The organism is Colwellia sp. 20A7 (assembly GCF_009832865.1).
GTDB lineage: Bacteria > Pseudomonadota > Gammaproteobacteria > Enterobacterales > Alteromonadaceae > Colwellia.
The window spans coordinates 2,989,429-3,004,104 of record NZ_CP047130.1 but is presented as its reverse complement, the minus strand read 5'-3'; the positions used below and the strand labels follow the sequence as shown (position 1 = coordinate 3,004,104).

The 14,676-nt window shown below is 36.1% G+C and carries 13 protein-coding genes, 1 tRNA gene and 2 pseudogenes; 6 read left to right on the top strand and 10 right to left on the bottom strand.

Annotation, left to right across the window (positions count from 1 at the left end; genetic code table 11):
* Positions 1-272: 272 nt before the first annotated feature.
* The 3 genes from GQS55_RS13000 to GQS55_RS12990 all read left to right on the top strand — a co-directional run bounded on the left by GQS55_RS13000 (position 273) and on the right by GQS55_RS12990 (position 1,651).
* Positions 273-875 carry a class I SAM-dependent methyltransferase gene (locus GQS55_RS13000; RefSeq protein WP_159820924.1) on the top strand — a complete coding sequence of 201 codons (603 nt, stop codon included), beginning with the start codon at positions 273-275 and terminating at the stop codon, positions 873-875.
* 2 nt (positions 876-877) lie between these two features.
* A complete protein-coding gene (locus GQS55_RS12995; protein WP_159820923.1) occupies positions 878-1,168 on the top strand; it encodes a hypothetical protein in 291 nt (96 codons plus the stop codon).
* A gap of 243 nt (positions 1,169-1,411) precedes the next feature.
* Complete coding sequence (locus GQS55_RS12990) at positions 1,412-1,651, top strand: hypothetical protein (RefSeq protein ID WP_159820922.1); 240 nt, start codon at positions 1,412-1,414, stop codon at positions 1,649-1,651.
* On the opposite strand, the pseudogene GQS55_RS12985 reads toward GQS55_RS12990, so the two are convergent.
* From GQS55_RS12985 to GQS55_RS12975, 3 genes and pseudogenes are all read right to left on the bottom strand, one after another.
* A pseudogene (locus GQS55_RS12985) lies at positions 1,648-1,917 on the bottom strand (IS3 family transposase); the annotation flags it as partial. The gene GQS55_RS12990 and the pseudogene GQS55_RS12985 overlap by 4 nt on opposite strands.
* A gap of 476 nt (positions 1,918-2,393) precedes the next feature.
* On the bottom strand, positions 2,394-4,379 hold the full coding sequence (locus tag GQS55_RS12980) for a DEAD/DEAH box helicase (protein WP_159820921.1): 1,986 nt from the start codon (positions 4,377-4,379) through the stop codon (positions 2,394-2,396).
* A gap of 455 nt (positions 4,380-4,834) precedes the next feature.
* Positions 4,835-6,115 (bottom strand): leucine-rich repeat-containing protein kinase family protein, encoded by a 1,281-nt coding sequence (locus GQS55_RS12975; RefSeq protein ID WP_159820920.1) that lies wholly within the window; start codon positions 6,113-6,115, stop codon positions 4,835-4,837.
* Between the two features lie 655 nt (positions 6,116-6,770).
* On the opposite strand from GQS55_RS12975, the gene GQS55_RS12970 reads away from it, so the two are divergent.
* On the top strand, positions 6,771-6,962 hold the full coding sequence (locus GQS55_RS12970; RefSeq protein WP_159820919.1) for a hypothetical protein: 192 nt from the start codon (positions 6,771-6,773) through the stop codon (positions 6,960-6,962).
* Positions 6,963-7,020: 58 nt separating this feature from the next.
* Positions 7,021-7,887 carry a hypothetical protein gene (locus GQS55_RS12965; protein WP_159820918.1) on the top strand — a complete coding sequence of 289 codons (867 nt, stop codon included), beginning with the start codon at positions 7,021-7,023 and terminating at the stop codon, positions 7,885-7,887.
* A gap of 211 nt (positions 7,888-8,098) precedes the next feature.
* Here the strand turns inward: GQS55_RS12965 and GQS55_RS12960 are convergent, their stop codons facing one another.
* From GQS55_RS12960 to fdxA, 7 genes and pseudogenes are all read right to left on the bottom strand, one after another.
* Complete coding sequence (locus GQS55_RS12960; RefSeq protein ID WP_159820917.1) at positions 8,099-9,373, bottom strand: HipA domain-containing protein; 1,275 nt, start codon at positions 9,371-9,373, stop codon at positions 8,099-8,101.
* Position 9,374: 1 nt separating this feature from the next.
* A complete protein-coding gene (locus tag GQS55_RS12955) occupies positions 9,375-9,656 on the bottom strand; it encodes a helix-turn-helix domain-containing protein (RefSeq protein ID WP_159820916.1) in 282 nt (93 codons plus the stop codon).
* Positions 9,657-9,809: 153 nt separating this feature from the next.
* Positions 9,810-10,013, bottom strand: a pseudogene (locus tag GQS55_RS12950) (integrase); the annotation flags it as partial.
* A gap of 180 nt (positions 10,014-10,193) precedes the next feature.
* Positions 10,194-10,270 (bottom strand) — tRNA-Val (locus GQS55_RS12945).
* 92 nt (positions 10,271-10,362) lie between these two features.
* A complete protein-coding gene (locus GQS55_RS12940) occupies positions 10,363-11,730 on the bottom strand; it encodes an MATE family efflux transporter (RefSeq protein ID WP_159820915.1) in 1,368 nt (455 codons plus the stop codon).
* Between the two features lie 217 nt (positions 11,731-11,947).
* The gene (locus GQS55_RS12935; RefSeq protein WP_159820914.1) at positions 11,948-12,289 is read right to left on the bottom strand and encodes a hypothetical protein; all 342 of its coding nucleotides are present in this window, start codon (positions 12,287-12,289) and stop codon (positions 11,948-11,950) included.
* A 160-nt stretch (positions 12,290-12,449) separates the two neighbouring features.
* Positions 12,450-12,779 (bottom strand): ferredoxin FdxA, encoded by a 330-nt coding sequence (fdxA, locus tag GQS55_RS12930; RefSeq protein ID WP_159820913.1) that lies wholly within the window; start codon positions 12,777-12,779, stop codon positions 12,450-12,452.
* Between the two features lie 146 nt (positions 12,780-12,925).
* Between fdxA and GQS55_RS12925 the strand changes: the two genes are divergently transcribed.
* Positions 12,926-14,599 (top strand): NAD(P)/FAD-dependent oxidoreductase, encoded by a 1,674-nt coding sequence (locus tag GQS55_RS12925; protein ID WP_159820912.1) that lies wholly within the window; start codon positions 12,926-12,928, stop codon positions 14,597-14,599.
* Positions 14,600-14,676: the final 77 nt, after the last annotated feature.

Here is a 14,676-nt window from a genome sequence, read left to right as displayed (position 1 = left end):
TGATTTGTCGTTTCACAAGCTAGATTAGCTGAATAAGTGCATAGAACAATTAAATTTATACCATCGCCTAATTTGGCAAAGTTATTTATGTACGGTATTGCTTATTATTAAAGTTTTTGGATGTCATTTGTTTTTTATAAATAATGCGTTGATTTAAATTAGTTCTTAATCTTATTGGTTTGACAATGAATTACATTTGTTGCACCTTATCTCTTGAATAAAGGAATGCTTTATATAGCACTAAATAATAAAGTTATAAAAGGATTAACTGATTGAACGAAAACATCAATTTTTACAACGCCAATGCTGAGTTTTTAGCTGTACAATACAAATCCATTTCAGCTAGTATTGTTCATGGCAGTTGGAAACATCTTTTATTGAAGTTAGACAAGGCAACTAAAACAGCACTAGATGTAGGTGCTGGCTCTGGCAGAGATGCTAGTTGGTTAGCCAACCAAAACTTCCAAGTTACAGCATTAGAACCAGCTAAGAAATTACTCTCCCAAGCAAAAAAAAATTTTCCTCATAATAATATCCAGTGGTTAAACGATTCATTGCCATCGTTGAAAACTATTAATAATGAATGTTGTTTTGATGTCGTTTTAGTGAGTGCCGTTTGGATGCATTTATCCCCCATCAATCAGTGTAAATCTCTTGAGCGATTAATGCCTTTAATTAAGTTTAGAGGATTGTTGGTAATAACCATAAGGGTTGGTAACTTCGAGGATGGACGTACAGCATATCCGTTTAATGCTGATGAATTAGTTGAGCAAGCTAAAAATAACAAGTTAACAATTAAAATTAATAATATTTCAAATGATAAAATGCAGCGTTCAAATGTAACCTGGCAAACACTTGTTTTCGAAAGGGACTAAACATGACCGTACAGTACTACGTTGAAAAATTTCAATCGCTGAAGCTTGATAAATCGAGTGGTCATACTAAACCACATAAAGTGTGTTTAATGCTGGCGATTATTGACCTTATAGAACAAGGTACTATTACCCACAATCAAATTCAATATGTTGAACAATTAAAATCGAGTTTTACTCATTACTTTAATCAGTTAAAGCAGGGTAACGATAAAGACACGCCATTCTTACCTTTTTATCATCTACAAAGTAGCCCTTTTTGGCATCTGAATATCAACTCAGAATATCAACAATAATTTAAGCAACTTAAATCGGCTTCTAATGCTGCGATTGATCGGTGCGTAAATTTTGCATATGTTGATGATGAACTTTTTGATTACTTAAAGAGCCCCATAACAAGGCCAGCATTAAAAGACGCTTTAACACAAAATTTAGGTAGCCTTGAAGCTCAATATCAACGTTGGGCATTAACACTAGGTAAGTCAGAAAGTACTGTTAAAAAATATACCACAGCATTAAAGGGTTCAATTTCAAATTGGTTGTTTGACGCTGGTATATCACAAGATAATTTATTATCGATAGGCTCTTATGCTAAATACTCAATTGTTGCTAGCAAGGCTATGCAAGTTGAGGAGTTTAAGCTGAAAAATGATAAGGGTAATGGCATGTATAGTGCCGCGCTTAATTCATATCAGTCATTTTTAGCTGATGTTACTCAGGTAAGCATTAAAGATGATATCGACGTGACCTGGTCAAGTAAATTCAGACACCCTAGTTAAGCTACTTTTTCTAACTCATTAATTTTCAATTCAAAATCATTAGGGCTTTGATACCCTAAGTAAGAGTGTAGTCGGTTACTGTTGTACCACATGGTTATGTAATTCATTATATCTTGTTGAGCTTCATAGCGTGTTTCATAATTTTTCCAGTGAACACGCTCTTGCTTTAGGCTGCCAAAGAAGCTTTCAGCAACGGCATTATCCCAACAGCAACCCTTCTTACTCATACTACCAATAAAGCCATTGTTATTGAGTAATTGTCTATAATTAAATTAACATTAGTTATCATAACTTTTTAATGAATCTAATAGATTTATAAAGTCCATCTCTCTATGAACTTGACTCCATTGATTATTACTTTCAAAATTAACATATTATCGTTTTGCTAATTAAAATATACCTTATAGTTTTGAGGTTATCATCAATTAACAAGGACAGTCGCTCAAAGTGGATACAAAGAGATAAAAGTGAAAGTATAGAAAATTGGTTACAGTCACAATAAACAATTAGGTCACCCATCAATTTAAAGATCAAAATTAATGACTGTCTCAATCTTAATTGATAAAGATATACATATTATTTTTTTTCTGTGAGTTCAGATGTGGCGTTAAAAGAAAAACAAGCAAAGAATAAATGTGTTGGTGAGTAATACTTATATCAAATATGAGGATAAATTATTATTAAAAATCATCACCTCATAAAGTAAGTCGACTTGAGTCATATTGCTTATCCAGAGTTCAGGTTATTTAAGCGCATTGGCTTTTCGGTATTTACCATGATAATCAAAAAGTCTGTCTTTAATACGCCAATAGTATTTTTGTTTTCTGGCAATGACAAAATCAGGACAAGGCAATAGGTTCGCTAGCTTTAATGCTTGATCTAAAGTAGTCACTTCAAACGACTCAGTTGAACCCAGTTGAACATTTAATTTAGCGCTTAGGCGTTTAGCAAAAATAGCATTGAACGCTTTAACCTGATTAGGCCTAGCAAAGTCAAAAGACTCATTAAGCTCAGTACCTTCTTCATCATGGTAAATGATTTTTAACTTATCAGCGCCTTTATCACTCACCTTACCATTAACTCGGGTTAAATTAAGACCTGCGCAGCGAATTATTTTTGAATCTTTAAGTTGCAGTGCCTTTTTTAACATATCATCGGGGTCGACCAAGACCTCAAAGCACTGTAAACAGGTACGCGCAGCTATGTCATTTTCACCACCACAGTGAGGACATTCTTTAAAAACAAAGCGGTAGTCACATTGGCTCTCGCTGATCTGCTGCTCTGGTTGCTCTTGCTGTTCTTGCTCTTCAGCGGGAGCATAAACCAGGCCTTGGCATCGTCTGCCGTAGTGCTCTACTAAATAGCCGTCATCATCACAAATACCCCAAAATATATTGGGAAATTCACAACTAGGGCAAACAACTTGCACCGGCTGGCTTTTACTATTTGGCTTTTTCTCACCTACTTCGGGTTGATAAAGGTCAAAATCATTGCCGGTATAGTCAATCACCAAGCAATCTTTCTTGTTTTCACTTAAGCGCAGGCCACGACCAATTATTTGCTGATAAAGACTAACTGATTGTGTTGGACGCAATATCGCAATCATATCGACATGGGGCGCATCAAAACCAGTGGTTAATACCGACACATTAACCAGATATTTAATGTCTTTTCGCTTGAATGCTTTAATTAACGCGTCGCGCTCAGTATTGTCGGTAGCGCCAGTAATTAAGGCACTTAATGTGGCGGGTAAATAACTATAAACCTCTTTAGCATGTTCAACTGTGGCGGCAAAAATCATAATACCTTGGCGTTTTTCACCTAACTCAATGACCTGTTCAATAATGCTTTGTGTCACCCTTGGGTTTTTATTTAATAGATAATTCATATCCGTAGGACTATAGTCGCCAGAAGCGTTTGCTCGCAGGCTACTAAAATCATAATGTTCTATGGTGGCATCAACTAAATTGGGCTTGGTTAAATAGTTTTTCTTAATTAAATAGTGCAGAGGTAGTTCATAAATACAGTGTTCAAAAGGTCGTTTCTCTTGGGTTCGCACAAAGCCACGGTAATGCTTTTTATAAATCCAGCCCATGCCTAAACGATAAGGGGTTGCGGTTAAACCTAATAATTTCACTTCGGGATTTACTTGCATTAACTTATCAATGATTTGTTGATACTGATTACTATTGCCCAGTTTACTTGCGCTTTCTTTTGATTCGCCATTTAGCGCGTCTTTAGTCTTATCTTTAAGCTGGAATTTAGACCTATCTTTAAGCAGGGATTGAGACTTATCTATAAGCAAGCCTTTAGACGGCACATCAGACTGCTCACCAGTCAAGTCAGTACTGGCTAGGTTAACGCGATGACATTCATCAATAATAATTAAGGAGTAGGGGGTATTAAAATCATCTAAATTGCGGGCTGCCGATTGTATGCTGGCGAACGTGACTTGGTGTTGAGTTTCTTTAAGTTTTAATCCCGCAGAGTAAATTCCGGCAGTAACACCATAGCTTTCAAATTTTTGATGATTTTGCTCGACCAACTCTTTTACGTGCGTTAACACGAGTATCTTTCGTTTTGCTAAGCGAGCAAGTTCGGCGATTACCAGGCTTTTACCTGAGCCCGTAGGTAAAACAATCACTGCAGATTCGTTGGTTCTTTTAAAGTGTTTAAGCACCTTCGATACGGCTTCTTGTTGATAATCTCTAAGTTGGAAAGCTGCCACTCAGTACTGCTGCCTTATTGTTTTTAATGCTGCTTTGAAAGCCGTTATGATAGCAAATTTAGGTGGATATAGAACATGAATTCGAGAAATTAACAAGGTTAGTCGCTTATATTTTTAATACTTTAGGAGGATGGGCTAGGAGTATAAACAGTAAGAGGTCAGGAATGGCTTCACCAATAAAACAAGTTGAACTGCAACAAAAGTTACTTTGAGAAAAGAACTTTGAGCGACTGTACTCGTTAAATTTTTTGGAACCTAGTGTTCATGTATGGGTTAGCTAAAAGCTCAGTTGGTTTGTTATTCCAGAAGATATAACCGCTTTTCCAAAACAAGCGTCTTAATAAGCTGAGACATGAGTACCTGTTAATATTCATCTATTCATTCAATTTTACATGCTTATTTCACTGTAATTGAATGAATAGTTATCCCATCAAATATTATTAGAAACTAAATGTTTAGCCTATTTTTTTGAGTAATTCTTTATAAACTTCGCTGTGTTTATCTTGCTCACAGCAAACACCCAATAGATCATCAATAAAGTGATTTAAAGCACGCGTTTCAATCTGTTGGATTAATAGCTGCTGTTCGCTTGTTAGCTTGTGGTACATGGTTGCTGCGCCAAAATCACCAAATATAATATTGGCTTTATCATCAAATAAGGTGTTATGAGCATACAAATCGCCATGAGAAACTTGGTTGCTATGTAAATGTTCAAAAACGTCTTGCATCTGCATCACTATTTTACTTATTTGATGAATACTTAAAGTGAAGTCAGTGGGAAAAGTATCTCGAGTACAGCTTTTCAAAGAGGGTGGTAAGCCTAAATTATTATAACCTGCTGGTATCAATCCCATAATAAGCGCTAAATAGCCTTCTTCGTTTATTTGGGCTAAAGAGCGAACAATATTTTTGTGGTTACCTGTTTTTAAACAAACTTGTAATTCATCTTCAGGGTAACCGTCACTAGTGATTTCGCCTTTAAATACTTTTACTGCAATTTCATTAGGGAACTTTGACTGGCTTTCTTTCCATACGGCGCGTGAAATAACACCTGATGCACCGCGCCCGAGTTCATCTTGTAAGACGTAACTAGAAGATGGGACTAAAGGAACGGAAGTCTGAATGTTTGCTTCTTTCACCTCAACTTCATCAAAGCTAGCAGTATCTGTTTCAGTTTTGCTAAAAGGATTGCCAGAAAAAGCCAGCCAAGCAAGCTTAGGCAACTTTAATAAATGAGTAGGGCACTCGTTGAGTTGATTAGCTGAAATACGCACTAACTCAAGATTTGTCAGCTTCGCCATGGTGAGTGGCAGTTCAGTTAATTGATTACCTGCAACCATGAGTTTTTGTAATCGAGGGCATTCGCCTAAAGTATCAGGTAAAAGCTCAATACAATTATCCGTTAATATTAACCAGCGTAACTTTTTAGGTAAGGCATTAGCAGGTACCGTTTTAATTTTATTCGCTTTAAAGCCGATCATTTCTAAACTTTCACATTGTCCAAGTACTTCAGGCAAGGTAGTAAAAGGATTATCAGAAGCAAAAATTATTTTGAGTTTAGTTAATTGAACTAACTCTTTAGGCAAAGAGGTTAATTGATTATTCGATAAATCTAATATTTCTAAGCTGTCAGCCAAACTTAAAATCTCTAGAGGAAATGAAGTTAAGTTTTCAGAAAGTGCTAAGCGTTTAACACCCAGTAAGTCACCATTTTTTAATTGAGATAGAGTCTGCATAGAAGTTTTACTGTTTTTAGATAATATAAGATAATTGTCGCGGTGTAGTTTACTTCAAGCCAAAGCTTATTGCTGAATAAATTAAGAAATATTAAGAATGATTTCAGTCAGTTCCAAATAATCTTGATATAATCTCGTCAATAGCAAACATAAGCCCAGTAATACCAAAGCGTTAACAGGATATATGTCATGCATTCAGCAATGCAAATTAACAAAGACGACCTCAGAAAAACCAAACCTAGTAGAGAGGAGTACTTCCAAAAGCCAAAACTGCCATTAATTGTGGTGAATTAACTATCTCTGATAAGAAGTTACGAAAAGCATCTCGCAATGAAGCTAAATGGGTAACCAAAATAATAAGGATAGTCGCTTATAAAGCATTAGTTGAATTGTAAGTGTTGTTCAAATTTAAATGACTATCCTTTATAATTTATGCCAATACACCATGTCATTTCACTTGGTTGTTTATGTTGATGAAAGTGAAGCTTTCGCTTGTAGTTAAGAGAAAGTCTCTCAGCGTTGGCAACAGTTTTACCATAATCACCCGCTAGTTGAGCGTTTACAAAAATAACAAAGTAGCTGCCAAGCTGAAAAAGACAAAGCGCATGATATTATTAATGAATGGCGAAACCGCTTAAGTGATTTATCTTCGCTGATGCGCAACTTAAATGAACATATCGCGCGTAAAGCCAATATTGAAGATAATTGCAAAGGTAGGCTTTGGGAAGGGCGATTTAAGTCACAAGCAATGCTTTATGAAAAGGCGGTATTGGCGTGTATGGCCTATGTCGACTATAAGCTTACCGTTGCAGGCTTTATTAAGCTCTTGACTCCCGAGTGTCGCTAGCATAAAAGTAATAACCACCTATACTCTAGTGAAATAGACTTAAAGGTAATTACATACTATGCATCTTATAAAATTAATTTGTGTTTTATTTATCTTAGCTATTATGAATACGTCATATGCGATAGATAATATAAAAATGCATAAGCCTATTCTAAGAGAAGATAAAAGATCATTGCATAAAGATGAAGTAATACAGCGTGCATTAGAAATTTCAGAATCAAATTTTGGCCCTTTTACTTTAGAATTTATAAATGTCGACATGACGACAATAAGAGCGCTTCATTCTCTTAAAGTTGATAAAATGATTAATGTATTTATTGCCGCAGCAAGTACAGAATGGAATCGTGTGGCAACCCCTATTAGAATACCTATTAGGTTTGGGCAATTAAGCTATCGTTTATTATTAATTAATAAAAGTAATCTTGAAAAGTTTGCGCTTGTCAATTCATTTGACGACCTCAAAAATTTAACCGCCGGTGTACAACAAGGCTGGACTATTAATAGTTTATTACATAAATCGAATATAGAAACAGTCATTGGTAGTAATTTTGAAGGGCTCTTTTTAATGCTCAATAAAAATCGGTTTGATTATTTCCCCCGAGCTATTTATGAAGCTTATAACGAATTAGACGATAGAATAAGTACATTAGAAAATATTATGGTTGAGCCTACACTTGCGCTCTATATTCCTATGGTGTCTTATATTTATGTGTCAACAGACGAATTAACTATTATTAAAAGATTTGAATATGGTTTACAGATGATGCTTGAAAATGGTGAGCTAAAAGACCTCTTTAATAAATATTATAAAGAAGATATTGACCGTGCAAATTTAAAAGACCGAAAAATAATTATCATTAATAACCCTTATTTCGATGAGCAAGCGCTTGTTGAAAAGAAGCTGTTACCGATACCCTCTCAATAGACGTTAACATGGGAAGAACAATGGTACATCCATAAACTTCTGATTAAACGTCACCTCTTTACTATTACACTTACTTTCTCGCTTGAGATGAAGTATGTCAGCATTGGTATCGCTTTTCGGTGAGTCCTTATTTACCAAGCAACACAATGATATTAACTTGCTAAGCGGTGAATGTCCGTATCTGTATGCTAATTAATTTGATGTTTATTGGTTAAGAAAGTCTTTTAACCATTTCTTTTATGATGATGTGTATTATCTCTCGAAGCATGCGTAATTCACCTGCTTTATAAATATTAGTAGGTAATGCTTCTACTTCAGAATATAAAAGCATCGCTCTTTCTTCTATTGAAGATAATAAGGCTTTCAGTTGCTTTAAACACTGCTTTTCCTTCAACCCTAAAGATTCACCAAATAAGACAACATCTTTAACGGTTAATTGACCAAGTGTTCTCGCTTCGCCCATAGGCTGAGATAATTCATCATCAAATAAACGATTACTATCAGCATATATAGCTGTACTCAATAGGTCATAATGGGGTGTTAACGTAATAGCATCGTTCGTTATAAAAAAAGATAAGTTTTTCAAATGAGCGTCAGTATTGCCAACAATGGCATTAAACACCGCCCAGTTAAACAATAGCATTCTGGTTTTTGCTTTATTACGACAGTGATCATTCAATATGCATAATGACTCTACATTACTGCTTTTATATTTGAATGCTTTATCAAGCGCTAGTAATTGGCATGCGTCTAACATGTGAAGTCTGCTTTGATCAGGCCATGTATTGTCACGATCAAAACGCTCAACAAGATAAACAGGCTCAGGTACATAAATTAAATTAACAGCAGGAATATCAAATCCCAAGCTTTTGGCAAGTGACATAACAAACCATTCATTTCTTGTTGATTGCCAATACTCATCAGGTTTAGGGTGATCAGGTTTTAATATATGACTTGAAGGCGCTGAACCAGAAGGCTCGTATAATTGTCCTTGATGAAAGACGACTGCAAGCTTGTGTTGAGCCCCAGCAAGCGACATTCTTTTTTTTGCGCCTTTGTTAAGTGATATTTTCGGTAGCTTTTTAATGCGCTCAGATAACACTTCTAATGATAATTCATCGAATGTGCCCGCTGGATTTATTTTCCCCACGGGTAACAATGTTAAAGCCCCTGCAGATTCTGCTCCATAGTATTCCAATAGACCAAACACATCATCTTTAGTTACTTCCGCATCGCGAGCCAGTAATGTTCTAGCATCTTCTTCGGGCAGTAAGTTATCGAAAAACCATTGCACGTGACGTTCACTAGCACCATCAATATGAGGTTGAGTTTGGCGTGATAAATGGGGTGATATATCAAATCCTAGTGGTGTAGTTAACCAGCTTTCATGATAGGTAAACTGCCAAGTATTATTATATTCTTGCAGCTTGCCAATAACATGATTTTCGAAATAAACAATTAATAGCCTAGTTTCTATTGCTATCATGCTATTTGTCCTTACTTGTCGATAAGAGTAATGCTATTTTTTCTTTAAGCTCATTTTCATTTAACTCTGGAGGCAGGTCTGCATATAAACGAATACCCAGTTCTTCCATGATTTTTAGTACCCGGCCTATTTCAACGGTATCTTTACCGTTTTCAAATTGACCAATAAAAACATGGCTATTATCTGTCATCATGCCTAAGTCATCTTGGCGAATATTTTGCGATTTTCTAACCAATTTACTCAATAATCCTAATTGTTCTATTTTCTTTATCTGTATACTCATAATGATATCTAAACATTCGTTTATATTATTATGAGTATAGCAAGTGGTTTTGTAAAATATAAGCGTTTGTTTCGTTTTACTCTGTTTTAACCTAGATAACAATAATAATAAAGGTTCGTTTAGTTTATGTTCTATGGTTATTTATATTGGCGAAGGGGGGGAGCGGGCTAAAATTTCAATAGTTTGTGGGGTTATAGGAACTTTTGCACTTTCACTCGGACGTGTCATGGTATGCAATTGCCATTCAATTAAACATCGCGTAACTAACTTGATACTGGCGTAACTTAAATCATTCATTAGCTTACGAAGTTCATCAGGTCTAATGCTTGCCATATTAGTTGCTTTAGGCGTTTGAAAGGGGAGTGACTTTAGCCATAAAGCGGTACCAGATTATGTAATTGAAACCAGTACCGCTTATGGTACCGCTTTTTTAATGGATGGTATTAGGTTGTTATGCACGTTACAGACAATAAAAAACCCGTAACATTATATCTCTATAATATTACGGGTTTCTTTGGGTTCTTAATGAACCTAATTTGGTGCTCGCTGCGGGACTCGAACCTGCGACACCTTGCATGTCATGCAAGTACTCTAACCAACTGAGCTAAGCGAGCAAAATGCTTAATTGAATCAATCAACGGGCGCTATGTTAGCCGTCAACTTATGTCCTTGCAAGCGCTTTTGCTTAAATTCGCTTAAATAAAGTTTAATTGATTGTTTTTAACGCAAGACGGGCTTGAACTACCTTTAAACGCCAAGCAAGTAATACTGCCGCAGTAGATAAACCGACGATAAACCCTATCCAAAAACCATAAGCGCCCATTTTGGGAACAAACCAGTCGGTAATGCCTAGCACTATCCCTACAGGCAAGCCAATTAACCAATATGAAACGAACGTGATATATAAAATAGATTTGGTATCTTTATAGCCACGTAATGCGCCTGCGGAAACAACTTGTACGGTGTCTGAAAACTGGTACAGGGTTGCTAAAAGCATAATGTTTGCTGCAAGCTCTATTACAGGAAGTTCATCAGTATAAATGCCAACAATAGGTACTCTGAACACTAGGGTAATTATTGCGGTAAAAACAGCGAGTAGTAAGCCTAGAACAATTGCGTGCGTGGTATAGGCTTTTGCTTGTTGGTGATTTTTATTACCTAATGCGTTACCAACTTTTATCGTAGTCGCCATAGCCAAACTTAATGGCACCATAAAGATCAAGCCACTAAAGTTAAGCGCTATTTGATGGCTTGCAACGGTTTCAGCACCAAAAGGCACTAATATAATAGCAACAACGGCAAATAAGCTAACTTCAAATAATAAGGATAAGGCGATAGGCGTGCCTAGGTTTAAAATGTTTTTAATTTTAGACCAACTAGGCCAATACCATTTATCAAACAGCGATGATTTTTTTAATGTTTTTGAATAAAAGGCATATAAAAACATACCAATAAACATTGCCCAATAGACGATTGCAGTAGCAACACCACAACCGGCGCCACCTAATGCAGGTGCACCAAATTCGCCGTAAATGAATATATAATTAGCCGGAATGTTTACCAATAAGCCAATAATGCTAATAACCATGGTTGGTTTAGTATATGAAAGCCCTTCAGCGTAATTTCTTAACACTAAATAAAGGCAATAACCAGGGGCCCCCCACACAATGTAACGTAAATAATCAAACAGTAATGGTTTTAAGTTGCCTTCTAATTCAATCGCTGGCGCGATCATGGGGGCCAGCAAGTAATATAACCCAATAAGCGATAGGCCTAATGCGAGCGCAATCCAAGCGGTTTGATAGGTTTGCTCACTAATAGCTATGTAGTCTTTTGCACCTGCTAGTTGGGAAACAATAACAGCCAGTGCCATCACTAAGCCATAAATGGTTAATATTAAGGGTAGCCAAATACTATTTGCTACGGCGACTGCAGCCATATCAATTGCGCTAACTCGACCAGCCATAACAATATCAATGAATCCCATTAAATTTTGAATAAGCTGTGCGATGAGAATAGGGTAAGAAAGTTTAGCTAAACTTTTAACATTTGTGTAAAAGGGAGTAAGATTCATTAAGTTTTGACTGTAGGCTATAAGATAAAAGGTCTAAAGGTAGGCCATCATATTGAAGAAGCCTAACACAGGCAACCATTACAGCTAACTATTAAAAAAATGTTTGTTATTACGCATATTCATAGTGAATAATTACTCAGGATAGGTTTAACAATAAATAGCTAGGTATCATTATGAGCCTGTAAACGATTTCATTACAGGGGGTATTTATTACTTTTTAAGATCCAAGTTTCTGGCTTACTAATTCAATTAACTGTGCCTGTAATCCTGCTAACTCAGCATTTAATATTTTTGCTTTTTCTTGTGAGCTTTCATCATTGGTATTAAGTTGTGCTATTTCTTGTGCTATTTCTTGTGCTAGTTCGGCTATTTGCTCTTCTAATTCTTCTATCATTTGGTCTAACGGGTCTTCTTTTTCTTCACCTTCTTCCGTTTTGCTATTTTCAGTAGAAGCAAGGGGATTGGTATTTAATGCTTCATCATCTTTTATTGTCGAAAACTTGTTTATTTGATTGGGTTGATGATTTGGTGTTTTTATATTAACAGTCATGTTGTCCATAACGACTTCCTATTTTATAAAATTGATGAACTGATAAGGTATTGAAGACAAATAAAAGGTAACTTAATATTAGTTACGTTATCAGTTATGTTATCAGTAAGATTGCCTCAGTAGCTTTATATCGGTCTTTGAGCGGATAACTTGAGTATATAATTATTGGTTAATCTTCAATTTCTAAAAATTTTAATTTATTCTCAACACCATCCCATTCTTTTGCATCATCAGGCGCGTCTTTAATCTCAGTAATTCTTGGCCATATTTGTGATAGTTCAGCATTTAATTTAATAAATTCTTTTTGATCTTCAGGTACTTCATCTTCTTGGTAAATAGCACCTGCAGGGCATTCTACTGGGCATAAATCACAGTCAATACAATCGTCTGGGTTAATAACAAGAAAGTTTGGTCCTTCAAAAAAAGCGTCTGCCGGACATACCGCAACACAATCTGTGTATTTACAGCGAATACAATTATCGGTAACAACAAAAGCCATAATTTATTTACTCTTTAATCAATTTGGTGTGGATCATACCTTGCTTTATTTTAAATTCAATCTCTTGTTTTAATTGGTATGCGTCTTACTATCAGGTAAAATGCCGCCATATTTTATATACAGCCCTTATTTTTGGATCTCAGACCATGTTGCGTTTAACCGATATTAAATTACCTTTAGATCATCCAGCTGATGCTATTGAGCAGGCAATACTTGAAAAACTTGCGATTACTAAAGCTGAATTAGTTAATTTTACCGTGTTTAAACGTGGGTATGATGCTCGTAAAAAAAATAATATTTTCTTAATTTATACCTTAGATATTACTACAACTAAGGATGAAGCATTACTGGCTGCTTTTAGTAAAGACCCGCATGTGAAAGTAACGCCTGACATGGCTTATAAGTTTGTCGCACAAGCACCTGAAAAACTAAAACAACGTCCTGTTGTTATTGGTATGGGCCCTTGTGGTTTATTTGTTGGTTTAGTATTAGCACAAATGGGCTTTAAACCAATTATTTTAGAACGTGGTAAAGAAGTAAGAGAGCGCACTAAAGATACCTTTGGTTTTTGGCGTAAAAAAATATTAAATACTGAGTCAAATGTACAGTTTGGCGAAGGCGGGGCGGGTACGTTCTCTGATGGCAAATTATACAGCCAAGTAAAAGATACTAAGCACTATAGCCGAAAAGTTTTGCATGAGTTTGTTGATGCAGGCGCACCAGAAGAAATTTTATATGTAAGCAAGCCACATATTGGTACGTTTAAACTAGTGACTATGGTTGAAAAAATGCGTGCGAAAATTTTTGAATTGGGCGGCGAAGTGCGCTTTGGTGAAAGGGTTGAACAAATTCATTTTGAAAATGACGAAAGTATTACGTTTGATGAAGATGAACTAACCGACTTTACTGCAAAACAAGTAACGGGGTTAACGCTAGCAAGTGGTGAACATATTGCAACAAGTCACATTGCTTTGGCGATAGGGCATAGCGCAAGAGACACCTTTAAAATGCTTTATAACGAAGGTGTTTTTATTAAAGCTAAACCTTTTTCAGTTGGTTTTCGTATCGAGCATGAGCAATCAGTTATTGATGAAGCACGTTTTGGTGAAAATGCCGGTAATGAAATTTTAGGCGCGGCAGATTATAAACTTGTTCATCATGCGAGTAATGGCCGAAGTGTTTATAGTTTCTGTATGTGCCCAGGTGGTACGGTAGTAGCTGCAGCATCAGAGGAAGGTCGATTAGTTACTAATGGTATGAGCCAATACTCTCGCCACGAGCGTAATGCAAACAGTGCCATTGTGGTGGGTATAGAGCCAAAAGATTATACCTCGGGTAAATTTGCCTCTAAAGACGACTCGGTATTAGCGGGTATTGAATTTCAACGTCGGTTAGAAGAGCAAGCTTTTAGAATGGGTGGTGAAAATTACGATGCACCTGTGCAGCTTGTTGGTGATTTTTTAGTAGGAAATAAAACGGGTGAGCACGGTAGTGTTATACCTTCTTATAAACCAGGTGTGGTTTATTGTGATTTAAGTGAAGCATTACCTGATTATGCTGTTACGGCTATTAGAGAAGCGTTACCTGCTTTTGAGCGTAAAATTAAAGGCTTCTCGATGAAAGACGCTACGTTAACTGCCGTTGAAACACGTACCTCTTCACCTATACAAATAACGCGTGATAGAACAACACTGCAAAGTTTAAATACTAAAGGTTTATACCCAGCAGGTGAAGGCGCAGGTTATGCCGGTGGTATTTTATCGGCGGGCATTGATGGTATTAAAATAGCCGAAGCAATGGCGTTATCAATGCTTGAATAGTCACTATAGTGACTAAAAAAATTGCAAATTAAGCTAAATTGCCCTATATTGCGGACCTCGAATTATTCTAAGCAGCT